Origin of the sequence: Noviherbaspirillum pedocola (genome assembly GCF_016632335.1) — a bacterium.
GTDB lineage: Bacteria > Pseudomonadota > Gammaproteobacteria > Burkholderiales > Burkholderiaceae_D > Noviherbaspirillum_A > Noviherbaspirillum_A pedocola.
In genome coordinates this window covers 269114-291077 of sequence record NZ_JAEPBG010000005.1, presented here as the reverse complement: position 1 = coordinate 291077, position 21964 = coordinate 269114, and the positions used below count along the sequence as shown (strand labels likewise).

The following is a 21964-nucleotide window of genomic DNA, read 5'->3' as shown; positions in this document are numbered from 1 at the left end:
TTACCACTCCCGGTAAGGTATGCCGTTCGAACCGACGCGGGTCGAACGCGACATGACGTCATACACATCGTTGCCCGGCTGCGGAGCGTCGGGCGCGCTGGCATAACTGCGCAGCGCCCACGTGTCTTCGGCAGGTTGGCCCGGGTCGGCGGCGAACGGGTCGCGCGGGATGCGGCGCAGAAAACGGAGCTTCGGCTGGTCCGGATTGCCGGCGCTCTGCACGCCGTCCGCCAGCGCCCGCAGCGAAGGCGGATAGCCGGACGCGCCGGGGTCGGCCGGTTCGCCCGCATCCCTGCCGATCAGGCCCCTTGCCGATGCGTCCCGGTAGGCGTCGAGCGCATCGCGGATCTGGCGCAGCGCCTGCCTGAGCTCGCTTTCCTTGGCGCGCGTGGCGACGACCTCGTACAGCGGCAGGGACAGCAGCGCCAGCAATCCGACCAGTGCGGTGGTCACCACCATCTCGATCAGCGTGAAGCCGCGCCCGCGCTTCATGGATCCACCTTCAATGTCAGTGCCTGCGGTCGCGGCAGCGCGCGCAGCGTCGCTCCTTCCTTCAGGTCGACCCTGGCCAGGGAGAGTTGCGTCGAAGGCCGGGCCAGCTTGGCGGTGAAGCTCAGCCGCAGCAGTTCGCCGGAGCCGGACAGCGCCGCATCCTTGGCCGCGTCCACGGTCACGCTGATGCGTCCGGCGTTCTGGTTGATCAGCGGATCGTTCTTCACCGCATTCGCGCGCGCGCCGAGCTCGCCGAGGCTTGCGTCGACGAAGCTGAGGATGGCCGGGTCGTACTGGATGATCAGCGGCACTGACGACACGCCGTTCAGGCGCGCCGCATCGATGCTCACCGAAAAGGTGTCGCCCTTGCGGGCGGACACTGGAGGGCCCCAGGCGAGCTCCGGTCCGCCGCCCGCATCCGATCGCGGCGCGGTCGAGGGGGCTGCCGGCGGCGCGGCATGCTCCTCGGCCGCGGCCCCGGCCTCGGGCGCGGCCTGCGTCGGGGCAAGGCTCGCGGGAAGCATCGCGGGTATGGCCTGCGCCGATGCCGAGGGCGGCTGAGTGGCGACCGCGGGAGTTGCCCCCGGCGCAGTGGACGTAGCGGGCGCAGCGAGAACCGCGGGCGCCGGGGCAGAGGCCGTGGGGCGCATTGCCGGTGTACCGGCAGCTGTCGCCGCGATCTGCGCCGGCGTAGCGCCGCCGGTCGGCGCCGACACGCTGGTGCCCGAACTGGGCGCATCGCCGCGCACGCTGTTGATCGGATCCAGGCGCAGCGGCCTGTCTTTCAGCCGCGACTCGGTGCCGGACCAGGCATCCGCCGAGCTGTCGTCGAAGCTGCCGTGGTTGCGCACGATGTGCGGCGTGACCGACAGCACGATCTCGGTCTTGATGTGGTCGCCGGTGGTGTTCGAGAACAGCCTGCCGAGCACGGGCAGCTGGCCCAGGCCGGGTATCTTCGAGGCGCTGCTGCGGTCGGTGTCGCTGATCAGGCCGCCGAGAATCTGGGTTTCGCCATCGCGCAGGCGCAGGCTGGTGGACGCGGCGCGTGTGCCGATCTGGTAGGCGAGCGAGCTTTCCACCTGCACCTGCTTGACGATGTTGCTGACCTCAAGGTTCAGCTTGATGCCGACATCGCCTTCCTCGTAGATATGCGGCTCGGCTTCGAGCTTGATGCCGACGTCGAGGTACTGCACCGATCCGGTGACCACCGAGGCGCCGGTGGCCAGCGGCGTGAGCGAGTTGGTGAAGGTCGGCACCCGGTCGCCGATCAGGATCTTGGCCTTTTCCCGGTCGCGTACACGGATGCGCGGACTGGCCAGGATATTGGCGTCGCTGTCGTCGAGGCGGAAGTTGGCGGTAACACCGAGTGGCGTGGTCACGTACAGCTTGTCGCGATTGATGCGGTTCAGGTCGCCGATGGTGATGGGTGTGGTGCCGCTCTGCGGCGTCACGCCGAAGCTGTAAGGCCATTCGATGCCGAGGTTGGACAGCCTGTCGCGCGAGACTTCCATCACCTGCACCTCGAGCATCACCTCGGCATCGGCGACGTCATGCGCCGCGATCACCCTGGCGGCCACGTTCAGCGCTTCCGGCGTGTCGCGCAGCACGAGGGTATTGCTGCGCTCGTCCATCTGCACTTCCTTGATCTTCAGCACCGACTTCAGCATGCCCTGGATGTACTTCGCGTCACCGTTGGAGACGCGGAAGGTGCGGACCTTCAGTTCCTGGTATTCCTTTTCCTTGGCCTGCGTGGCGGGGTAGACCAGCATGGTGTTGCCATTGAGGACTTTCTTCTCGAGCTGGTTCTGCAGCAGGATCAGGTCCACCGTGTCTTCCACCGAGCCATCCTTGACGAAGATCGTCGTCTTCAGGTCCGGCCGCACGTCGCGGTCGAAGACCACGTTCAGGCCCGTGGTGCGCGCGAGCGCCTCGAACACCATGCGCAGGTTGGCGTCGCGGAACTGCAGCGTCACCGGCCGACGCAGCACGGATTGCGCATTCGCCGCCGCTTCCTGCGCCCGTCGGCGCGCTTCAAGGCCCGCGTCGATCTTGCGCAGCGTTTCCTGCGAGCGCGCATTGCCGGGGTGGGCGCGCCGCACGGCGCCGGCAATGTCGCGCGCCGCGTCGTAGTTGCCTGCGGCAAGCAGGCCCTCGGCTTCGTCCAGCATGCTGTTGTCGCGCAGATTTTCGTCCAGGTTGACCAGGCCTCGCCGCGCCGCTTCGCTGTTGCGGTCCAGCGCCAGCGCCGACTGGTAGGCGCCGCGCGCGCCGGCGATATCGCCCTTCTCGCGCCGCACTTCGGCGTCGGCGATGATGCCGCCGACGCGTTCGGTGAGCCGCTGGCGATACTCGATGCGGAATTGCGCATTGCCCGGCTCGAGGCGCATTGCTTCGCGCAGCTTGTTCATGCCCTCGTCATAGCGGTTTTCGGCGAAAAGCTGGTCGCTCTCGCGGTGGGCGAGCTCGGCGGCGCAGCCGCCGAGCAGGCAGCAGAACAGGAGCGCGACCAGGCGTGCGGGCAGGCACCACAACCCGCGCCGCATCATGACGACGCTCCCGACACCGGCAGCGTCTGGCGCTGGCGCAGCGGCAAGTAGGTGATCACGATCTCGGTCGGCGTCACGCTTTCGATGCGATAGACATCGTCGAGGACCTGGCCCGCGCTCACCACGTGCAGCGCATCGCCGCGCGACAGGAAGGCGGTGGGCCTGGCCTGATCTTCGAGCAGGCCGACGAAGCGGAACGGCAGCGGGGGCGCGGAAGGCGGCGCCGGCGGCGGCGCCTTGGCCGGGGGCGGCGACGGTGGCGTCGGCGGCAGCCAGCTGGTTGCGGCGAACGGGTCCGCCTGCGGCGATTGTTCGAACGCCTCACGCCGTGGCGGCGCGATTTCCGCGGGTGCTTCCATCGCTTCCGGGGTCGCAGCAAGGGCGCGCGAAGCGCGCTGTACTGGCATCGCCACCCCGCCGTCGTCCCCGATGCGGTGCATTGCGCCATAGGCCGCGCCGCAGAGCAGGGTCAGCAGGAGCAGATGGCGCGTCGTGGATCTTGGAATTGCCATGTCATTTATCCCGGTAAGTGAAACGGAAATGGATGCGGGCATCGAGCGTGGTGTTGCGGGCGTTGGGCCGCTCCATGCGCAGCTCGGCCAGCGCCGCATGGGGAGCGGCATTCAGCACCGCACCGACGAAGCCGCGCAGCGCCGGATAGCTGGCCTTGACCGGCAGCACCACGTCGTATGCGAGCAGCGGATTGCCGGCGTCGCGCTGCATCTGGTATTCCCCTTTGTCCAAGGCTACCTTGTGCGCCTGCGCCTGCTCGGCGACCAGGCGCAGGTCATCCACGGTCTGCGTGGCCGGCGGAAACCAGTCATGAAATCGCCTGATCTGCTCGGCAGGCGCCAGCGGCCCGGGACCAGCCGCCGGCCTGGCTTTCCATTCCTCGGCAAGGCGCAGGCTCTCGTTCTGCAGCGCATGCTGCCGCGCCTGCCAGGCCGGTGCCGCATAGCCCGACAGGAGCATTGCGACGATGAGCAGAGCGATGCCGGCCGCGCCCGATGCGCCGAGTAGGCGCCGCGTCTCATGCCGCGCGGTCAGAGCCAGCGAGGCGAAGGCCTTCATGGCTGCCCCCAGTGCGCCTGCAGCGCGAAGCGCAACGGCGCGCCCGGCGCCTGCCGCTGCAGCTGGTGGGCGGTGAGTACGACCCGGTTCAATTCCGGCTGGCGCTGCAGGTAGGCAAGGTAATCCAGCATCGCGCCATAGTTGCGCGCTTCGCCGGTGACGCGCAGCTCGTGCCCGGCCGGCAACGGCTCGACAGACAATAGGGCGACTTCGCCGGACGAGCCGGTTTCCATCACGCCGAGCAGATGGCCCCACGGCGCGCGCAGCGACTCGGTGAGCAGCGCGGCAGCGCGCAGGCTGCGCTGCTGCTCCGGGGTCGGCGCCGGGATGCGCGCATGCGTCGGCGTCTGCATGCGGATGAGCGCCTGCTCCTGTCGTTCGGCGGCGTCGCGCCAGCCGGCATAGTCCGTCCCCGCCTGCATCGCGGCCGCGCCCGCAGCGAGAATGCCCGCCGCGAGCAGCGCGATGCCGAGCCGCGGCGGCGCGGCTCGCCCGGCGCCGAAATCGAAGCCGAGGCGGCTCATGCCCGGCTCCAGGTCGGCAGCCGGTGCCAGTCGCGCTCCGCCTCCGGCATCGCGCCAAGCGGGGCGGCATCTAACCATACCGGGATGCGCGCCGTGTCCGGCGCGCCCAGGCGCAGACAGAATGCGCTGCACAGGCGACTGAACTCGGACCAGTCGCCCGCGCCCAGCCGCTCCCGCGAGAAGCCCAGCCAGTTACCCTTGCGGCGCAGCGCTAGCATCAGCTCGCTGCCGTCCTGCCTGGCGAGCACTGCGTCGTCTGCGTGGATGTCCTGCGCATGATGGTCCAGGAAATCCGCGAAAGCCGGGCGCGCATGCGCGAGCACGACGGCGCGCGCCTCGCAGGCCTGGCGCAGCGCCCGCAGCAGCGTGGCCGGCATGCCGCAGGCAAGAAGGCTGGTGCCGCGCCGCTGCGCGCGGGCACGCGCCACCAGCCTGCCCGAGGGCAGGCCAAGCGCCTCCTCCATCGCGCGCGCGGCCAGGTCGCACATGGCAGCCGACTTGATCGCGCGTACGTCGGCATCGAACACGTCATAGTGGACATGGATGTCGGTGATCTCGACTTCCAGTCTCGTCGGCATGCGCGCCACAGACGCCGCCATCTGCGCCAGTGCCTCCGAGAGTGCTTCGGTCACGGGCGCGTAATCGTCGGCGTCCACGGCGCCGATCCCCGCTTCGACAGGTTCCGCATGCGCAGTCCATAGCAGCACGCGCCGCGCTTCAATGCGCGCGCGCGCAGGCTTACTCCACCGGCGTAACACGATTGATCTCCTCCAGGGTGGTGATGCCTTGCGCTACCAGGTCCAGCGCCGCCTGGCGCAGGCTGACGAGGCCGGCGGCGCGCGCGACGCTCTTGATCTTCGACAGTGGGGCGCGCTCGGCCAGCAGGTCGCGCATCTCATCATCGATGCGCAGGGTTTCGGCGAGCGCGCGCCGACCCTTGTACCCGCTGCCGCGGCAGTGCGCGCAGCCGGCGCCGTGCGCGAAGCGGAAGGCGGTCGTGTCGACGCCGGCCAGCCCCGAGCGCGCAAGAAGCTCGGGCGCGGGCCGGTTCGGCCGCGTGCACTGCGTGCAGGCTATGCGCACCAGGCGCTGCGCCAGGATGCCGTTGAGCGCTGACACGAAGCTGTAGGAATCGATGCCCATGTTGGCGAAGCGGCCGATCACGTCGAACACGTTGTTGGCATGGACCGTCGTGAACACTTGGTGGCCGGTAAGCGCGGCCTGCACCGCGATCTGCGCGGTATCGGGGTCGCGGATCTCGCCGACCATGATCTTGTCGGGATCGTGGCGCAGGATGGAGCGCAGGCCGCGCGAGAAGGTAAGCCCCTTCTTTTCATTGACCGGTATCTGCAGCACGCCGGGCAGCTCGTACTCGACCGGGTCTTCGATGGTGATGATCTTGTCCAGGCCATCGTTGATCTCGTTGATCGCTGCATACAGCGTGGTCGTCTTGCCGCTGCCGGTCGGTCCAGTGACCAGCAACAGGCCGTAGGGCAGGGCCGCCATGCGCCGCACGAAATCCTTGGCCGCCTCGGAAAACCCGAGCACCTCGAGGCTGAGCGCGGCGCGGGTGCCGGACAAGTGATAGCGGTCCAGTACCCGCAGCACCGCATCCTCGCCGAACAGGTTGGGCATGATCGATACCCGCAGGTCGATCTCGCGCGATTCGGCGGAGACCTTGAACCGGCCATCCTGTGGGACGCGGCGCTCGGCGATGTCGAGCTCGGAAAGCACCTTGATGCGCGACAGTACCTGCGCGGCGAGTTCGCGGCCCTCGACGCGCTTGATCGTCGACAGCACGCCGTCGAGGCGGTATTTGATCGCCAGGCCGCCGGCATGGCTTTCCAGGTGGATGTCGCTGGCATTGGCGCGCAGTGCATCGTAGATGGTGGAGTTGACCAGCCGGACGATCTGGCTGTCTTCACTGCTGATATCCTCCATCGAGATCTGCAGCGCATCGCTGCCCGCGACGCTGCTATCGTCGGACAGGCCGACGCTGTCGATGGTGCGCAGCGTACGCCCGACCGCGGCGAGATAGGCGGCGAGATCCTCGGAGCCGGCCATGCGCCATTCCAGCCGTTCCAGCTCCAGGTTCCGGGTGCGCGCTTCGACCCAGGCGCGGCTACGCTGGTCGAGCGGATCGGCGGTGACCACCAGCAGCGCGCACGGCCCGGCGGCGAAGGCCACGCACTGCCGGCGCGCGGCGTCGACATACGGAATCACGTCGAAATCTGGCGCCATCGACTGCATCTCCGGCAGCTGCATCGGCCGCATGTCGAGGCTGGCGCCGGTAGCGGCTAGCCACGCTGCGGACGACGTTTCCGCCTGCGGGTTGTCGATCGTGCTTTCGCTGTCCATGCGGGTCTCCTATTGCAGGCTGGAAGCCAGGTCAAAGATGGGCAGGTACATCAACACCACGATGGCGCCGATCACCAGGCCGATGAACACCATCAGCGTCGGCTCGAACAGCCGCGCGGCGACATCGATGCCGCGTTCAAGGCTCGTTTCCTGGAAGGTGGCGATGCGCTGCAGGATCGTGGCCAGCTGGCCGGTGCGCTGCGAGACATTCAGCATGCGCCGGGCTACTGCGTCGGCCAGGCCGGCATCGGCGAGCACGACTGCGATCGGATGCCCCTGGCGCATTGCCGACAGCGCCGCGCCAAGCCGCACGCGGTCGGCCGGGGACAGCAGCGCGCCGGCGGTTTCGAATGCGCGCACCGCCGGGATGCCGCCTTCGATCAGCATGCCCGTGGTGCGGTAGAACTGCGCATGGCGGAAGGTGCGCGTCAGGGCGCCGACCATCGGCAGGCGCGCCATCCAGTCGGTATTCCAGCCGGCTGCGCGCGCGCGCAGCCCCACGATTACAAGCGACAGCGGCACGCAGGAAAACCCGGTGGCAAACAGCAGCGGATGGCGGTTGATCGCGCCGCCCAGCGCGAGCAGCATGCGCGAGGCGGCGGGGATGTCGCCCTTCGACGATTCAATCAGCAGCGAAAAGCGCGGCACGACTACGCCGAGCAGAAAGGCCACGACCAGCAGTCCGACGACCAACAGCATGCAGGGATAGACCGCCGCGCCGGTGACCTTGGCGCGTAGCCTGCGCAGCGACTGGGTGTTGTCGGCATAGCGGCGCAACGCGGCCACGACGTCGCCGGTTTCTTCGCTCGAAGCGACGCTCGCGGCCAGCAGCGGCGGAAACGTCTCGGGCATGTCGGCCATCACCGCCGACAGCCGGCGGCCTTCGCGCAGCGCTTCCGTCAGCGGCTGCAGCACCCGATCCATGCCGCCACGCGCGTCCTTTTCCGAGAGGGTCTCCAGCGCCTCGATGATGCCGAGACCCGCTTCAAGCAGCGAAGCGAGCTCCTGCGCGAACAGCGCGACGTCGATCCTCGGCCTTGTCGCGATACGGCGCAGGCCCGGGCCGGCAAGGCCTGCAGGTTCGCAGGACAGTACGGCGAGGCCTTCTCCCTGCGCCAGTCGCCGCGCGCCGGCCGCATCCGCCGCGCGCAACTTGACGATGCGCAGATCTCCGGACGCAGCGCGTCCCGCCACCCGGAAGTGGTGCATGTTGGTGCTGCTCATGGCGGGGGTTAGTTGATGGACCAGTTCACGACGTCGGCATTCTCGCCGCTGCCGCCGGGTTGGCCGTCGGCGCCGAGTGAGATCAGGTCGACTTCACCATGGTCTCCGGGAGATTTGTAACCGTATGCTCGTCCCCAGGGATCGGGAGGAACCGGCTTTTTGAGATAGGGCCCTTGCCAGCGATCTTCATCTCCCGGCTTGACGAACAGCGCCTGCAGACCTTGCTCGGTGCGGGGATAGTGACCGGTATCGAGGCGGTACTGATCGAGCGCCTTTTCCAGCGAATCGATCTGCGCACGCGCGATCTTTGCATTGGATTTGCCGAGTTGGTCGAAATAACGTGGACCGACCATGCTCGCCAATAGCCCGATGATAACGATGACGACGAGAAGTTCGAGAAGCGTAAAGCCGCGAAAACCGCCTGCGAAATAGAATGAGCCAACACGACGCCAACGCCGGTAATAGTTCATGCGATATCCCCTTATCCCATTTCAACTGGTGCGACTTTTGACGAACGCATCCAGACAGACTTGCCGACATCTTTATCTCTATTAATTTTGATATCAGTTTGTCATTTATTTTTTTGGGCGGCAATACCGATTGTTATTTTTTTTCAATTTAATTTTCTTATTTGGTCCAGTGGAAGTATGCATCTGTAAGGATTTCCAAATGGAAGCAATTCCCTCTGCTGGATATGAGGAACATCCTTTAATTATTAGTACTGCAAAATTCGAAAACTGAAAGTAAATTGGATTATCGGAAATCTATGGGAATGCGCTAGGAATTCTTGAGGCGAGATACCGATAGCGCACGATCACGCTTTACTCGCGAAATGCTTATTGGCAATGGTCACGTTTAATGGAATTGATTTTCATTCCCATAAGTCGGGATCGACTTGCGTTACGCGCCTGGATTTTTATGAAGGTGTATCGATATAGGTGTTTGCTGCCGGCACATCCTTGTTGACCTCAACAAGCTCGGGTGCAGCCAAATATGGGCAAGCCGTTATTCCTAAGGACTTGGAAATCGTCGTGGGAAACAAGACTAGATTCAAGGCTGACAAAATGCTGACGAAAGTTTTACGAATACCGTGGCGCGAGAATTAACGCATTTATTATCGTCAGCTCATCGAAACTCTAACCAATTCTCCCCCCTTGCATCTTATGTCTGGCGAGCTTTTCTCGGCATTCGGATTGACATAACTCGTGCGGCGATCTTTTTATTTGGTTATGCAATAGTTCGCCCAAGCCTCCATCAGTTGCCGGCGCTTCTCGAAAAGGTCGCTCCGAAAATACGCAGCTTCAGTCGCGTCCTTCCCCGATGCATGAGCCAGTGCTGCTTCGCATACCTCGCGCGGGAAAGCTGTTTGTTCTGCTGCCCAATTGCGAAACGTCGAGCGGAACCCATGAACGGTGAACGCATGCCCGAGACGCCGCAACAGCGCCGTGAAGGTCATATCGCTGAAGGAAGCTTTTCGGTCATTTGCAAAGATGAGTTCTGATTCGTTTTCGCGTTGGAATTCCAAGATCTGCATGGCACGAGGGGAGAGCGGAATGCGATGCTCTCGCTTCGCCTTCATGCGTTCGGCGGGAATAATCCAACGCTTGCCCTCAAAATCGATTTCGGACCACTTTGCGCCGCGTACCTCGCCCGAGCGCGCCGCCGTGAGGATGGTGAACTCAAGGGCGTTTTTGACCGCGCTACTGGCCGTGGAATTGATAATGGACTGCAAGGCCGCATTCACCTCTACATAACGGCACGCCGCAAAATGGCTTTCCTTTTTCAGATCTTTGGTTTTTGGCAGCGAGCGAGCAACTTGGTCCCGCAAATGCGGATCATGGCCATGGCGATAATCGCGAGCGGCTGCCCAGTCGAGGACGGCGCGAATGCGTTGCCGTACTCGTGACGCAGTTTCTGGCTTGGCGGCCCAAATAGGTTCCAACACGCGAAGAATATCGGCCTTCGACACATCGGAAACATCCTTGGTGCCGAATACAGGAAAAGCGTAGGCGGTGAGGGTGTTGATCCACTGATCAGCATGCTTACGGTTCTTCCAACCGTTGGCATGGAGCCAGTGGTATTCATGCGCACATTCCGCGAAGGTTCGACGGGTCGAAGCCGCTGCCAGATTTTTCTCGCGTTCGGCTTGCCGGTACTCTATAGGATCGATCCCTTCATCAAGGAGTTGGCGGCATTTGCGTACTCGGTCTCGCGCCTCGGCGAGTGTGTATGTTGAAACGGAACCCAACCCCATTTCGCGAGCACGTTTATTCCGCATGAATCGGAAGATCCAAGACTTCGTCCCGGAATTGGAAATTTGCAAGTACAAGCCATCGCCATCGGCATAATATCCGGGCTGTTTTAACGCCTTGATACCAACCGCGGTAAGCCTTGTGCGGACTTGCCTACCCATGAATGTACCCACAAATAAGAACCGGATGTTAATGTATCAGCTCGGATGTTCTTGGCCAAGGAGTATTGGAATATCCAGTAAAAACAAAGGATTAATAAGATGCTTAAGTATAAATGGATGTTGATGGAAGACAGTTATAAGGACTCCGTCTCCGCCAAATAAAACAGCCCCGTTAGGGGCTGTTTTATTTGGCGGAGCGAGCGATGCAAAGCCGATCGTGGCCCGCAGTATGTCGGTGAATCTCTCGTCTTCCCAAAAACCAGACTGCGTTATCCGAACTGTCCCTGGTTTGATCAGACAACGATATCGATCTCACAGTTTTTCATACCTTTCCCATGCGACACCAAGGTAGGTGTTCAGCAATCCGATACTGCTATGCAGATTGATGATGAAGCATCTCGTTCGTTGCGCGCCGTTACAAGAAATGGCACACGAGCCGTGCCCAAGGAGAAATTTATTTCCCTCAGTCATTTCCTGCATTAAACTTCCCATGTTTCTCCATCCCAACATGAGGAAGATATGCTCCTGCTAGTGTTTCTAATGGCTGCAGAGGCCTGTGCCGTGGTGGCCGCAGTAGGCTTTGGCGTAGTCCAGTTGTTCGCCTGACTGTCCTTGGCATATGTCCGGTTAAATCAAGCCCGCAGTGCACTCAAGCCTGCGGGCTTTCTCTTTGCCAGGGGGCCAGTCTGAGACCATGGTCGTGGGCTCATGCACTTCCGCACCTCATATGGTTCCAGCTCAAGGACAGGGCCTTGCCGATTTTGTCATGAGCCCTTGTGGTCCTACCGATTCGTCCCAATTTCGATATCATTCCTGGACCTCCGGCACAACCACGGGTGCAACCATGTCGAACATCAAGGTAAAGAAACCGATTCCGCTCAAGCAGCAGCTCATGCTGGCATTGCTACCGGCTCTCGGCGCAGGAGTAGTGGCCATGCATTTCTGGCCGAATCCGAAAGCCCAGGCTGAAGCCGAGGCGCGTGCAATGCTGGCGGCAGAGGCGTCGCAGTACAGCTGTCTGAAGGCTGCGGGCTTGCATCCGGATGCACGCAGCCGTGTCGTCACACGTGAAGAAGCCGCCGCGCTTGCCCGGTGCCGCGCCAGGTAGCGTTTCGACCAGGGGCTCCGCCATGGTTCCAGTTCGCCTTTCGATGACAGAAGTGCGCGCGCACGACTGTATCTACACCTTCGACCGCTCCGAGGATGCCGACGGCTTTATCGATTGTCTGGCGAGCAGGGAAATCGAGGAATGCGAGTTGCGATTCCAATCCATCAGCAAGCGCAGGGTTCGCATCGATCCCGACGAGTTTGAGCCGGGCGCGTGATTTGGCGCGGCCTTGCATTGAAGCCGCGCCATAAGCAAAACTTGCGATTCTTTCTTCTGCATTGCTTCTTACTGCTGACTCGTGCGGGCATTGCCTTGCCACGATTTCGCCACTTCCATCTCTCAATCACTTTGCTGGACAAGGCGCTGGCTCATCCGCATCGGATGCCGCCTTCATCCATGGAACAAGAATGACCACGCGCAGTCTCTTCATGGAAGCCACATTCATCGGAGCCCCGACATGTCTGAAGACAAACGCATACTGCTCGATATCTGGAGCGATTACGTCTGCCCGTTCTGTTATCTCGAACTGCCCGAGATCACGCGGCTGCAGCAAGAATTCGGAGCACAGCTGTCGGTGACATGGCATGCGTTCGAGCTCAGGCCGGACCCGGTGCCAACGCTGGACCCGGACGGCGAATATCTGCACAACACCTGGAATCGTTCGGTGTACCCCATGGCGGCGCAGCGCAACATGCGGCTACGCCTGCCTCCGGTGCAGCCGCGCAGCCGCAAGGCTTTCGAAGTCGCGTGCCATGCACGCGAACAGGGACGCTTCGATGCGATGCATGCGGCGCTGTTTCGCGGCTTCTTCGAAGAAGGGCGTGACATTGGTGATATCGAGACACTGCTGATGCTTGCAGAATCCGCCGGCCTGGAGCCCAACGCGTTGCGCGAGGCCCTGGAACAGGATCGCTACACGCAAGAAGTCATCGAAGACGAAATGCATGCGACGGCGCTCGGCATCAGCGGCGTCCCGCTGGGCCTGGTACGCCTTCAAGGACAGCCGCTCGCGGCATCGATACCCTTGCAGGGCGCGGTACCGTATGAAGCGCTTCTGCAAACGGTAAGGCATGTCGCGAGCCTTTAGGCGCACGTAGAAGGAAGCAAGCAGGCGCGGTAAAAGTCGTCCACTGCAGCCGCCTGATGGGCGGCTGCAGTGTTCTTGCCGGCGTTAGCCGATGCGCTATTGCGATAACATGCGAGCCTGTCTTTCATAGCGGATCGCAAACATGGATCGATTCTTCTTCGCCGCCGGCTCCGCCTTTGCCTTTCTCGGCGTGGCGGCCGGCGCCTTCGGTGCGCATGCGCTGCGCACGCGCCTCTCCCCCGAGATGCTTGCCGTGTTCGAGACCGGCGTGCGCTATCAGATGTACCACGCGCTGGCATTGCTTGCCGTTGCCTGGGCACAGACCAGGTGGCCGGGCGCCGTGCTCGGCGCGAGCGGGTGGCTATTCATTGCGGGCATCCTGGTGTTCTCGGGCAGCCTCTATGTGCTGACGATGACAGGCATACGCTGGCTTGGTGCGATCACGCCGCTCGGCGGACTGGCGCTTCTGGCTGGATGGTTGTGCCTGTTGTGGACGGCGTGGCGCGGCTGATGCGCTGATGTGCCTGGTGCTCGTCATGCATGGCGCAGCTTGAGTGAGCCGGAGCTTATGGTTTGGAGGCGCGATCCAGCTTGCGATCGAGCGCATGCTGCGCGTGCCGCAATTTCTTCAAGCGATACGGCGTGCCGCGCCAGAAAATTGCGCCGCGCCACCAGGCAAGCAGGCTGCTGCGCCACCAGATGAAGAGCTCGACCAGCGGCACGACAGGCGTGAAGACCAGCGCCGTGAGCGGCCAGCCGCGCACCCTGAGCATGTCCGCATACAGCAGCAGCATGATGCATACCGTCCCTACGTTGACGATGCGCGTTGCGCCATGCGTGAACAGCAGTCCGGCCCAAGGCCAGATGCGCGTGGCAATCACCAGCAGGCTGACGATGGCTAATTGCCAGAGCTGGTAACCGAAACCGGCGTAGATGTTTTTCTCGAGGCCGCGCACGAGCGCTGTCACATCGCGATACCACTCGATGGCGACCATGTCTGTGCCGAACAGCACCGCCTGTTGAAACCCGTGTGCCTTGAGCATGCGGCCCAGCTGCAGATCGTCCAGCACCGCGAGCGGCATCGCCGCATGGCCGCCGATAGCGAAATACGCTTCCCGCCGCACGAGATTGAAGCCGCCCACGCCGATGTAATGTCGTCGCGAGGCTTTTACCTTCCATGGCGCGAAGCGCGCCAGCAATGCGGCGGCGAAGGACAGGATCAGCATACGCAGCAGCCCGCCATGCGCAATCACGTTGAAGAACAGCGTCAGATGGTCGATACGGTGCTTATCGCAGTAGGCGATCGCGCGCGAAACCGCGCTGGGCGCGAACATCGCATCGGCGTCGGTGAACAGCAGATAGTCGCCGCCAGCGACTTCCGCGCCGCGCTGCAACGCATGATTCTTGCCGAGCCAGCCCTGCGGCAGCGCATCGATATGCAAGGCCTTCACGCGCGCCTGTCCCGAGGCGATGCGGTCGATGATGCGCGGCGTGTCATCCGTGGAACGATCGTCGATGACGATGATTTCCAGCGCCGGATAATCGATGGCAAGCAGCGACGTCAGCGCGGCGGCGATGGTGTCGGCCTCGTTCAATGCCGAGACGATGACGGATACGGCCGGCGCTTCGGCTCCGGAACATGGCGGCATATCCTTCAGTTCGGCGATGCGGCGCCAGCCGAACGATACGCGCAGCGTCATTGCCGCAGTCAGCAGCAGCGCTGCCGCAGAAAGCCAGGCGGCAAAGTTCGTCACGCGATCCGACCGGCGCGCCGGCAAGTAATCACGCGACGGCACTGCCCGCAACTGTGCTCGTATTCGCAGCGCTTCAACTAGTGGCTCGCCGCTTCATGCACCTTGTTGCCTTCATAGGTCTGCATCTTCGCGCCGAGCTCCTTCATGTTCAGTCCCGCGCCTTGCACTTCCGGGAACAGCTTCTGTTCCTCGTCGTTCAGATGCTCTTCAACAGCGCTGGCGAACTGCAGGAAGATGCGATCGAATTGCGCATCGTTGGGCTGCATGCCCTTGAGCTGGCTCATCAGGCTCTTCGCTTCGCGATGTTCTTCCAGTGAATGTTGCACCAGACCTGGATCGATCTGCCGCACTGCCGGATAGAACACCTGTTCTTCCAGGTCGGTGTGCATCTCGACCAGCATCATTGCCCGCTGCGCCGCTTCCTGTTTCACGCGCATGTCGCCCGTGCCGCGATAGCTGCTGAAGAGTTGCCGGACAAAGTCGTGATCGGCGGTCAATGAGCCGATCGGATTGTCCATCGTGGAAATGCCTTTCCTGTGCTGCATGTCGATCGAGGCCATGAGAACTCCTGTGCATTCGAGACCACCAGTGTAGGAGCTGAGGTCCGCCGCGCAAGGTGAGATTGCGTAGCGTCGCGCGGTGAACCTGTTGTCGTGCTCGACCGTTGGCGATGGCTGCCTGACGGAGGCGATGCGCCGCGCCGCTATAATCCGGTGCCGCGCATTCACCACCCAGCCAATCATGCTCACCGCCGACCAAGCCCTCGCTTTCCTTGCCGCAGCAATGCTGATCACGATTTCCCCCGGTCCCGACAACCTGATGGTGCTCGGCTTCGGCATGGCACGTGGCCGCGCGCGCGGTATCGCCTTCGGCCTGGGATGCGCTTTCGGCTGCCTTTCGCATACGGTGCTGGCGGCGCTGGGCATCAGCGGCCTGATTGCCGCATCGCCGTTGGCGTTTGGGGCGCTGCGCATCGCCGGCGGACTGTACCTGGTGTGGATGGGCATAGGCGCGCTGCGCAGCGGCGGCGGCGCGAAGGCCGTCGCGCTCGATGGGCCGGATGTGCCGCTGCCGCGGCTGTTTGCGCGCGGTCTGGTAGCCAACGCGATCAATCCCAAAGTGGCGCTGTTCTTTCTATCCTTCCTGCCGCAGTTTGTTGTGGCACAGCGCGGTGACGTGCCGTGGCAGACGGCCCAGCTTGGTCTGATCTTCACGCTGCAGGCGGCGTTCCTGTTCGGCTTGCTTGGGTTCTTTGCCGGCAGCATCGGCGCCTGGCTCAACCGCCGGCCGCGTGCCGGGCTATGGCTGGATCGAGCGGCGGGGATGGTGTTCGTGGGCCTGGGGTTGAAGCTGATCTGGGGCAGGTAAAGATTCCCCGAAATGCGTAGGTTGGGCTGGCAAGCCCAACATTGAGCGCCTGCGGTCCGCAAGCACGTTGGGCTTCCTTCGTCAGCCCAACCTACGCATCATGGGAAAGCCTTTCGACGTTTATTGCGGCATCATCCGTTCTGCAACGCTGCCATTGATCACGCCGGAATGCGAGCGCATCGCGCCATCCGCGCCGTACCAGTAGCTGCGCGGCATTTCGCCGCGCCAGCGCGCATCGATCGCATGCCGCAAGCGTTCCGGCGGCGCATCGCCGAAGGCCCAGGTTTCAGTGGAGAGGGAAGACGCGGCGAGCTTGGCCCGGATCGCAGCCACGCTGTCCGGATCGTCGGCACGGTCGGTGGCAATGGTGACGACCGCAAGGCGTTTATCTCGCTTCAGTTGCGCCAGCGTCGCAAAGCTCGCGGCGCAGTATTCGCAGTCAAGCGACCACACCATCACGACGAAAGGCTTGCCGGCATGCGAAGCGATGATGCGCGCCATGCTGTCGGCTTCAAAGGTATGCACCGCTTCCGCCGCCGCCGCGCTGCGCGCGAGCAGGGCGCTCATGCACAACAACAGCAGCAGCGTCCGGCAGCGGAGCAGGAGTGTCATGCGCCTCATTTCGCAGCCTCGTCGAAGGCAACGCTGCGCAAGCCTTCGCGCTGCGTGCGCCATACCAGCACGATGCCCCGAGAGCCCGCAACCAGGCGCGGCTGGTCTGAATCGCCGGCGGTGCGCGCCAGCGTCAGGTCGCGCCAGACCGCGCCGCCGTCGCGCGAAACGCGGCCGCGGATTGCGGTACCGTCGCCGTCGAGTTCCTTCCATGCGATCGCCACCGTGCGGCCATGGGTTGCGACATCGCCATGCGCGGCGTCCGCGGCGCCGAGACGCTGCGGCTTCAGCGTGCCGCCCTTCGATCGCAGCGCTGCGTACATCAGCCCGCCCGTGTCTTCGCGGCCGTTGAACCAGACCTGGTGCCGCGTGCCGTCATCGGTATAAGCCAGCGCCGGGCCGTGATGCGGGCAGGCATCGACATGCCAGTCGTCAAAGCTTGCGCGTGCCATGTGCGCCGACCCGCTATCCGGGATGGTCGCCAGCGCATGGTCGCGCAGGTCGGCATCGAACACATGCCGCCACAGGGCGACCGCGCGGCCGGAAGCGTCGCATGCCAGTGCGATGCGGCAGCATTCGCAGCTGTGTTCTGCCAGGGCGATTTCCGGGTCGAAGCGCGCGCCATGGTCGCGGGAGACGGCGTAATACACGGCCGAGCCGGCATAGGGCGTGCCTTTCGCCTTCGCCGCGGCGGCGTCGCGGCCGTCGATCCAGGCAACGATGACGCGGCCGCGGCCGTCGACCAGCAACGAAGCGAAGCCATGCGTTACCCGCTGCCGGTCGGCATGCACCGTGATCGGCGCGCTGAAGCTGCGGCCGCCATCGGTCGAGCGCAGATAGCGGATCTCGCCGATGTGTGGCGGCGCGATCGGCATCACGTAGATGACATGGATCTCGCCATGCGGGCCGAACGCGATCTGCGGGCGCGCATCGCCGCCAGCCGCAATCGGCTCGGGCGCGGCCAGCAGCGCGCGTGGCGCGCTCCAGCTGCGGCCGAGGTCGTCGGAGATGCGCAGCATCAGGTTGGTCGCCCCGTTGTCGACATCGCGATAGACCGCCCACAGGCGGCCATCGGCATCGACGGCCGCGCCGGTGCCGTATTGCGCGCCGCCGTGGGCATGGCGGCCGGTATGCTCGGGTGCGGCATGCAGGATGCTGGACGGAAGCGCTGTCGCGGCGAGCATGGCCAGCACGCGGCGCCGGCCGGGCAGGAGAGGTTCACAGGTTTTCATGGCGGGCTCAGTAGGCATATTTCGCTTCGGCATACAGGGTGCGTTCCGGGAAAGGATGGAACAGGAAATAGCTCCGGTTGTTGAGGTTGTCGATGCCCGCGGCAAGCTGCCAATGGGCATCGACGCGGTACTGCACCCGGGTATCGATCACCGCGTAGCCTTCGAAGCCCTGGTAGGTCGCGGGATTGATGTCGGTGTTGTCAACGGTTGCGTACTGACGACTGCTGTAGCGGGCCGCCACGGTCCAGGCCCAGCGCTCGTCGGGCCGCCAGGTTGCCAGTGCAGTGGCACGCCATTTCGGCACGTAGGGCGTGCGCTTGCCCACTGAGGTGGCGCCCGGCGCGCTGGGCACATAGCTGCCGTTTTCCAGGATGGTGGCGTTCACATAGGTGATGCTGCCGCCGAGCTCAAGGCCGCGCAGCGGCAGATCGCGCCAGTTGCCCGCGACTTCGATGCCGCGCTGACGGGTGCGGTCCACGTTCTGTACGAAGGACACCGGTAGGGGATAGCCGGGCAGGGTGGATGTCTGCGAGATCAGCGCATCGGACACCCGCTCCTGGAACAGCGACGCACGAAGCCGGCCCGACTCGGTTTCGCGCGTCAATGCCAGTTCGCCCGAGAGCACGGTTTCCGGGCGCAGGTTCGGGTCGGCCTGGGTGAAGGTGGTGCCGGTGCTGATGTTCTGATACAGCTCGCCGACCGTGGGAAAACGCACCGCGCGGCCGAAGGAGCCGGTCAGGTTCCACAGCGTATTGGCTTGCCAGGAGAGAGACAGCTTGGGCGAGAACGCGCTACGCGACTGCTCGGGCTGATTGACCGGGAACGAGGCATTGCTGGTGGTCGACAGGTTGTAGCCGTCGTAGGCTCGCCACCATTCCTGGCGTGCGCCAACGGTGGCCGTCAGTGTCGGCGCAATGCGCCAGGCATCTTGCGCCCACAGCGCCGTGGTGCGGGTGGCGCCGCGCGAATCGGCGTTCGGCGTGCCATTGGCGCCGGCGATCCAGTCCGCGGTGTTGTAGACCGGACTGGCAAGCGCATAGCGATCCAGGTGCGCGCCGAAGCTGACGCGGTGCGCGCCGTGCGGCGCCTTCCAGTGGCCGATCGCATCCCAGGTGTTCCAGCCGGTGCCGCTGGCGTCGGCGATGGTGCCGGGACCGCCGACGGCGGCCGCGGGAAACGCGCCGGTCGAGGTGCGCGTCAGGTCGTCGCGGTAGCGGAAGCTCGTGGCCGCCACTTCCCAGTTCCACGGGCCGTCCCTGCGGCTCTTCAGCGTCAGGCCCTGCATCCAGCGCTCCTGCTGCACGGTATTGGCGGAGAACAGTTTGCCGATGGCTGGGGCGCTGTAGGCATTGCCGCCGATGGCGGCATTGCCGCTGCCGCCGTAATAGGGCGCGCCGTTGGCCGACAGGTAGCTTTGCGGCGTGGCGGTCGCGTCGTTGCGCCAGTAGCCCAGGGTATAGGCGGCGGTGAGCGACGGCGTCACATCGTAGGCCAGGCGCAATTTCGCGCTGTCCTGCACGGTGTGCGTCAGATTGCCGGCGCCAGCGACCAGGATAGGCGCGCCGCTGCGATCGCGGTCGGCATAGCCGCCGGCCACGGTGGGCGCGCCCGGCACGGCTGCGCCGGAAGGCTTCAGCGTCAGGTACGTCAGCGGCTGGCTGAACGCGTTCAGGTGATCAAGCGTCAGCCGCCAGGACAGCGCGCCATGGCGGTTGCCGAGATACGCATGGGTTTGCGTGGCCGGGTAATCGTTGTCGGTGCCGTACTGGCTGAAGCGCTGCAGCGAGCTGCTGATGCCCGCTCCGGCTTCAAAGGCTTTCGGCATGCGCGTCTCGATGTTGAGCACGCCGCCATAGGAATTGCCGGGATAGGCGGCGGCGAAGGGCCCGTAGAGCATGTCGGCGCGCGCGATTTCCTCGGGCGACACCATGAACCACTGCGGCGAGCCGTTCTGGTTATTGTTGTTGATCAGCGTGGAGAGCAGGATGCCGTCGACATAGATCAGCGTGCGCGCGCCGGCATTGATGCCGGTAGTGCGGGTGGCCAGCGGCGCCTGGGTATCGCCGATGAAGCGGCGCCGCACCAGCACGCTGGGCAGGTATTTGACGGCATCTTCGGCAGTCATGGCATTGACGCGCTGCGCCAGTTCGGGCGCGGTGACGCTTTCCACGGTGTGCGGCAGGTCGCGCCGCTCGGCGATCGAGCGCTCGCCTTCGACGCTAACCGTGGGCAGCGTCGATTCGGCGGCCAGGGCGGGCAGACCGAAGCAGGCCAGAAGCGCGGCAACGCCCGGTTGCCGCACCCGATGGTGAATGGCTTTTCGCATGTTGGCTTTCTCTGTGCGTGAGGCCGCGTTGTGGACGCGGCCGAGCCGACGCGCCAGAGGCTGGCGCGCCCATGGTGTTCCGTTGCGAACGGAACGCGAGAAAAGTCAGAGCGAACTGGGCGGGGCGCGCGGTTGCGCCGCAAGCCAGACCGTGCTGCTGACGCGGGCGTGCAGAAAGGCCGGCGGCAGCAGGCGGGGCAAGGCTGCAACGGGAGCGACGTCGGCGGCACAAGGCGGCGGTGCGACCGCGTCCAGGTGCAGCAGGCAGAACGGACAATGCGCGCCATGATGAAGCTGGTGCGATGGGGCGTGCTTGGTTTCAGGCGCGGCCTCTTCGCCGCAAAATTCGTGCTCCTCGGGATGGGCAGTTTGCGCGGACGGACCGGCCGCATGCGCGCTGCCTTGTGCCGCGAGCGCATAGGTCAGACTGGGCATGAACCCGGCCGCCAGGATCGCCAGGCAGGCAATCCAGGCAATCAGGCGGCGGCTGCGGCGCAGGTTCATGAGGGGACGGTAGATGGGGGCGGTGCGCCGGTTCAGGTGCCCCAGTAAATGCCGAGGCTGCCGTCCTTGTTGAACATGCGCTGCAGGCTGCGCGCGTTCGGGCCTTCGACCGCGCCGTCGCGCGTGGAAGCGGTGGTGTCGGTGGGACGATAGGGTTGGGTGCCGATGGTGCTGCAGGCCGCGCACAGCGTGGCGAGAAGAATTGCTGCGGTGAGTTTCATGGTGATCTCCGGGCGGACGCGCGCGCCGCCCCGTTACATTGCAAACGGCATGATTCTAAGCCGTAATGAAATTTGTAGCATTGCGCGAACATCCGGTGATGCCGGCATGGATGCCGTAGAATAGCCAGCCCTCCCGACGCCCGGCGCTGTGCGCCCCCTTCACGACATGCTCATTGCCACCCACTCCGGAAAATTCCACGCCGACGACGTCTGGGCCGTCGCGGTGCTCGACATGGTCTTTCCCGGCGCCGACCTCATCCGCACCCGCGATAGCGCGCGCATTGCCGCCGCGGATTTCGCGGTGGATGTCGGCGGCATATGGGATCCGGAAACCGGTCGTTTCGATCATCACCAGAAGGATTTCGAAGGCGCCCGCGGCAATGGCGTGGTGTATGCCAGCGCCGGACTGGTGTGGAAGACCTATGGCGCGCGCTGCGTCAGTCTGATCGCGCACCAGCATCTGGGACATGCTTTGACCGAAACCCAGGCGCAGGAAATCGCCTGGGGCATCGATGGCGACCTGGTGCAATACCTCGACATGGCTGACACCGGCGCGGCGCGCAATGCGCCCGGCGGTTACGGCCTGTCCGCCGTGGTGTCCGGTTTCAACCCGAACTGGATGGAAGAAGCCGCCGCCGGCAGCCCGGAGGCGGCGGAGGCAATGCGGCTGGCGCGCTTTCGGCGCGCGATGGCAATGATCGCCGACATCATCATCAACAACGTGAAATACCGCGTCGGCGCGATGCTCGCGGCGGCGCAGGTGCTCGCCGGCGAGCGCCTCGAAGGTGGCCGCCTGCTGCTGCTGCCCAATAGCGCGCTGCCATGGAGCACGCTGGTGCGCAGGGAAATGCCCGATGTGCTGTTCGTCATCAGCCGCAACCTCGCCGAAGACCGCTACATGCTGCATACCGTGCCGGCGGCGAGCGAAGGCTTCGATGCCAGACGCGATCTGCCGGCCGCCTGGGGCGGTCTGCGCGAAGAGGACTTGCAGCGCGTGACCGGCGTGGCCGATGCGCAGTTCTGCCACAAGGGCTTGTTCATCGCCGCGGCGAAGTCGTATGAAGGCGCGCTGACGCTGGCGCGGCAGGCGCTCGAGGAAGCTTGAAGGGGGAGCAAGCCTGGTG

23 protein-coding genes are annotated in these 21964 nt (G+C 64.4%); 6 read left to right on the top strand and 17 right to left on the bottom strand.

Going from position 1 to position 21964, the window contains the following annotated elements; genetic code table 11:
- The 10 genes from JJB74_RS14480 to JJB74_RS14435 form a co-directional block, all read right to left on the bottom strand.
- Entirely contained in the window at positions 1–492 is a 492-nt protein-coding gene (locus JJB74_RS14480) for a type II secretion system protein (protein ID WP_200592621.1), read from the bottom strand.
- Positions 489–3038 (bottom strand): secretin N-terminal domain-containing protein, encoded by a 2550-nt coding sequence (locus tag JJB74_RS14475; RefSeq protein WP_200592619.1) that lies wholly within the window; start codon positions 3036–3038, stop codon positions 489–491. Before JJB74_RS14475 ends, JJB74_RS14480 begins: the two co-directional genes overlap by 4 nt.
- Positions 3035–3550, bottom strand: a complete 516-nt coding sequence (locus tag JJB74_RS14470; RefSeq protein ID WP_200592618.1) for a hypothetical protein — start codon at positions 3548–3550, stop codon at positions 3035–3037. Before JJB74_RS14470 ends, JJB74_RS14475 begins: the two co-directional genes overlap by 4 nt.
- 1 nt (position 3551) lies before the next feature.
- Positions 3552–4109, bottom strand: a complete 558-nt coding sequence (locus JJB74_RS14465) for a hypothetical protein (protein ID WP_200592617.1) — start codon at positions 4107–4109, stop codon at positions 3552–3554.
- Positions 4106–4633, bottom strand: a complete 528-nt coding sequence (locus tag JJB74_RS14460) for a hypothetical protein (protein WP_200592615.1) — start codon at positions 4631–4633, stop codon at positions 4106–4108. Before JJB74_RS14460 ends, JJB74_RS14465 begins: the two co-directional genes overlap by 4 nt.
- The gene (locus tag JJB74_RS14455) at positions 4630–5391 is read right to left on the bottom strand and encodes a hypothetical protein (protein ID WP_200592613.1); all 762 of its coding nucleotides are present in this window, start codon (positions 5389–5391) and stop codon (positions 4630–4632) included. The genes JJB74_RS14460 and JJB74_RS14455 overlap by 4 nt, the downstream gene beginning before the upstream one ends.
- Positions 5372–6991, bottom strand: a complete 1620-nt coding sequence (locus JJB74_RS14450; RefSeq protein ID WP_200592611.1) for a GspE/PulE family protein — start codon at positions 6989–6991, stop codon at positions 5372–5374. Before JJB74_RS14450 ends, JJB74_RS14455 begins: the two co-directional genes overlap by 20 nt.
- Positions 6992–7000: 9 nt before the next feature.
- Positions 7001–8215 carry a type II secretion system F family protein gene (locus JJB74_RS14445; RefSeq protein ID WP_200592609.1) on the bottom strand — a complete coding sequence of 405 codons (1215 nt, stop codon included), beginning with the start codon at positions 8213–8215 and terminating at the stop codon, positions 7001–7003.
- Between the two features lie 8 nt (positions 8216–8223).
- On the bottom strand, positions 8224–8685 hold the full coding sequence (gene gspG / locus JJB74_RS14440; RefSeq protein WP_200592607.1) for a type II secretion system major pseudopilin GspG: 462 nt from the start codon (positions 8683–8685) through the stop codon (positions 8224–8226).
- A gap of 749 nt (positions 8686–9434) precedes the next feature.
- On the bottom strand, positions 9435–10628 hold the full coding sequence (locus JJB74_RS14435; protein ID WP_200592605.1) for a tyrosine-type recombinase/integrase: 1194 nt from the start codon (positions 10626–10628) through the stop codon (positions 9435–9437).
- An 844-nt stretch (positions 10629–11472) separates the two neighbouring features.
- Here JJB74_RS14435 and JJB74_RS14430 point away from each other — a divergent pair.
- The 4 genes from JJB74_RS14430 (at position 11473) to JJB74_RS14415 (ending at position 13334) form a co-directional block, all read left to right on the top strand.
- The gene (locus tag JJB74_RS14430; protein WP_200592603.1) at positions 11473–11736 is read left to right on the top strand and encodes a hypothetical protein; all 264 of its coding nucleotides are present in this window, start codon (positions 11473–11475) and stop codon (positions 11734–11736) included.
- A gap of 22 nt (positions 11737–11758) precedes the next feature.
- A complete protein-coding gene (locus JJB74_RS14425; protein ID WP_200592601.1) occupies positions 11759–11953 on the top strand; it encodes a hypothetical protein in 195 nt (64 codons plus the stop codon).
- 240 nt (positions 11954–12193) lie between these two features.
- On the top strand, positions 12194–12823 hold the full coding sequence (locus tag JJB74_RS14420) for a DsbA family oxidoreductase (protein ID WP_200592599.1): 630 nt from the start codon (positions 12194–12196) through the stop codon (positions 12821–12823).
- A 142-nt stretch (positions 12824–12965) separates the two neighbouring features.
- Complete coding sequence (locus JJB74_RS14415) at positions 12966–13334, top strand: DUF423 domain-containing protein (RefSeq protein ID WP_200592598.1); 369 nt, start codon at positions 12966–12968, stop codon at positions 13332–13334.
- 55 nt (positions 13335–13389) lie between these two features.
- On the opposite strand, the gene JJB74_RS14410 is transcribed toward JJB74_RS14415, so the two are convergent.
- Together JJB74_RS14410 and JJB74_RS14405 are read right to left on the bottom strand one after the other, a co-directional pair.
- Positions 13390–14577 carry a glycosyltransferase gene (locus JJB74_RS14410; protein ID WP_200592596.1) on the bottom strand — a complete coding sequence of 396 codons (1188 nt, stop codon included), beginning with the start codon at positions 14575–14577 and terminating at the stop codon, positions 13390–13392.
- 77 nt (positions 14578–14654) lie between these two features.
- On the bottom strand, positions 14655–15137 hold the full coding sequence (locus tag JJB74_RS14405; protein WP_200592594.1) for a hemerythrin domain-containing protein: 483 nt from the start codon (positions 15135–15137) through the stop codon (positions 14655–14657).
- Positions 15138–15318: 181 nt separating this feature from the next.
- Between JJB74_RS14405 and JJB74_RS14400 the strand changes: the two genes are divergently transcribed.
- Entirely contained in the window at positions 15319–15945 is a 627-nt protein-coding gene (locus JJB74_RS14400; protein ID WP_200592592.1) for a LysE family translocator, read from the top strand.
- A 120-nt stretch (positions 15946–16065) separates the two neighbouring features.
- On the opposite strand, the gene JJB74_RS14395 is transcribed toward JJB74_RS14400, so the two are convergent.
- From JJB74_RS14395 to JJB74_RS14375, 5 genes are all read right to left on the bottom strand, one after another.
- Positions 16066–16557 carry a thioredoxin domain-containing protein gene (locus JJB74_RS14395; protein ID WP_200592590.1) on the bottom strand — a complete coding sequence of 164 codons (492 nt, stop codon included), beginning with the start codon at positions 16555–16557 and terminating at the stop codon, positions 16066–16068.
- Positions 16558–16562: 5 nt separating this feature from the next.
- Entirely contained in the window at positions 16563–17789 is a 1227-nt protein-coding gene (locus JJB74_RS14390; RefSeq protein ID WP_200592588.1) for a sialidase family protein, read from the bottom strand.
- A 7-nt stretch (positions 17790–17796) separates the two neighbouring features.
- Positions 17797–20115 carry a TonB-dependent receptor gene (locus JJB74_RS14385; protein ID WP_200592586.1) on the bottom strand — a complete coding sequence of 773 codons (2319 nt, stop codon included), beginning with the start codon at positions 20113–20115 and terminating at the stop codon, positions 17797–17799.
- A gap of 105 nt (positions 20116–20220) precedes the next feature.
- Positions 20221–20619, bottom strand: a complete 399-nt coding sequence (locus JJB74_RS14380) for a DUF2946 domain-containing protein (RefSeq protein ID WP_200592584.1) — start codon at positions 20617–20619, stop codon at positions 20221–20223.
- 32 nt (positions 20620–20651) lie between these two features.
- Positions 20652–20840: a hypothetical protein gene (locus JJB74_RS14375; RefSeq protein WP_200592582.1), complete on the bottom strand. Its 189-nt coding sequence runs from the start codon at positions 20838–20840 to the stop codon at positions 20652–20654.
- Positions 20841–21006: 166 nt separating this feature from the next.
- On the opposite strand from JJB74_RS14375, the gene JJB74_RS14370 reads away from it, so the two are divergent.
- Positions 21007–21945 carry an MYG1 family protein gene (locus tag JJB74_RS14370; protein WP_200592580.1) on the top strand — a complete coding sequence of 313 codons (939 nt, stop codon included), beginning with the start codon at positions 21007–21009 and terminating at the stop codon, positions 21943–21945.
- Positions 21946–21964: the final 19 nt, after the last annotated feature.

What these genes read in the sequence shown, in the direction of transcription:
- JJB74_RS14395 (WP_200592590.1), bottom strand. Translation starts at nt 16,557, where the DNA reads ATGACACTCCTGCTCCGCTGCCGGACGCTGCTGCTGTTGTTGTGCATG.
- JJB74_RS14465 (WP_200592617.1), bottom strand. Translation starts at nt 4,109, where the DNA reads ATGAAGGCCTTCGCCTCGCTGGCTCTGACCGCGCGGCATGAGACGCGG.
- JJB74_RS14435 (WP_200592605.1), bottom strand. Translation starts at nt 10,628, where the DNA reads ATGGGTAGGCAAGTCCGCACAAGGCTTACCGCGGTTGGTATCAAGGCG.
- JJB74_RS14480 (WP_200592621.1), bottom strand. Translation starts at nt 492, where the DNA reads ATGAAGCGCGGGCGCGGCTTCACGCTGATCGAGATGGTGGTGACCACC.
- JJB74_RS14470 (WP_200592618.1), bottom strand. Translation starts at nt 3,550, where the DNA reads ATGGCAATTCCAAGATCCACGACGCGCCATCTGCTCCTGCTGACCCTG.
- JJB74_RS14380 (WP_200592584.1), bottom strand. Translation starts at nt 20,619, where the DNA reads ATGAACCTGCGCCGCAGCCGCCGCCTGATTGCCTGGATTGCCTGCCTG.
- JJB74_RS14385 (WP_200592586.1), bottom strand. Translation starts at nt 20,115, where the DNA reads ATGCGAAAAGCCATTCACCATCGGGTGCGGCAACCGGGCGTTGCCGCG.
- gspG (WP_200592607.1), bottom strand. Translation starts at nt 8,685, where the DNA reads ATGAACTATTACCGGCGTTGGCGTCGTGTTGGCTCATTCTATTTCGCA.
- JJB74_RS14415 (WP_200592598.1), top strand. Translation starts at nt 12,966, where the DNA reads ATGGATCGATTCTTCTTCGCCGCCGGCTCCGCCTTTGCCTTTCTCGGC.
- JJB74_RS14370 (WP_200592580.1), top strand. Translation starts at nt 21,007, where the DNA reads ATGCTCATTGCCACCCACTCCGGAAAATTCCACGCCGACGACGTCTGG.
- JJB74_RS14460 (WP_200592615.1), bottom strand. Translation starts at nt 4,633, where the DNA reads ATGAGCCGCCTCGGCTTCGATTTCGGCGCCGGGCGAGCCGCGCCGCCG.
- JJB74_RS14390 (WP_200592588.1), bottom strand. Translation starts at nt 17,789, where the DNA reads ATGAAAACCTGTGAACCTCTCCTGCCCGGCCGGCGCCGCGTGCTGGCC.
- JJB74_RS14420 (WP_200592599.1), top strand. Translation starts at nt 12,194, where the DNA reads ATGTCTGAAGACAAACGCATACTGCTCGATATCTGGAGCGATTACGTC.
- JJB74_RS14400 (WP_200592592.1), top strand. Translation starts at nt 15,319, where the DNA reads ATGCTCACCGCCGACCAAGCCCTCGCTTTCCTTGCCGCAGCAATGCTG.
- JJB74_RS14375 (WP_200592582.1), bottom strand. Translation starts at nt 20,840, where the DNA reads ATGAAACTCACCGCAGCAATTCTTCTCGCCACGCTGTGCGCGGCCTGC.
- JJB74_RS14430 (WP_200592603.1), top strand. Translation starts at nt 11,473, where the DNA reads ATGTCGAACATCAAGGTAAAGAAACCGATTCCGCTCAAGCAGCAGCTC.
- JJB74_RS14445 (WP_200592609.1), bottom strand. Translation starts at nt 8,215, where the DNA reads ATGAGCAGCACCAACATGCACCACTTCCGGGTGGCGGGACGCGCTGCG.
- JJB74_RS14425 (WP_200592601.1), top strand. Translation starts at nt 11,759, where the DNA reads ATGGTTCCAGTTCGCCTTTCGATGACAGAAGTGCGCGCGCACGACTGT.
- JJB74_RS14405 (WP_200592594.1), bottom strand. Translation starts at nt 15,137, where the DNA reads ATGGCCTCGATCGACATGCAGCACAGGAAAGGCATTTCCACGATGGAC.
- JJB74_RS14475 (WP_200592619.1), bottom strand. Translation starts at nt 3,038, where the DNA reads ATGATGCGGCGCGGGTTGTGGTGCCTGCCCGCACGCCTGGTCGCGCTC.
- JJB74_RS14450 (WP_200592611.1), bottom strand. Translation starts at nt 6,991, where the DNA reads ATGGACAGCGAAAGCACGATCGACAACCCGCAGGCGGAAACGTCGTCC.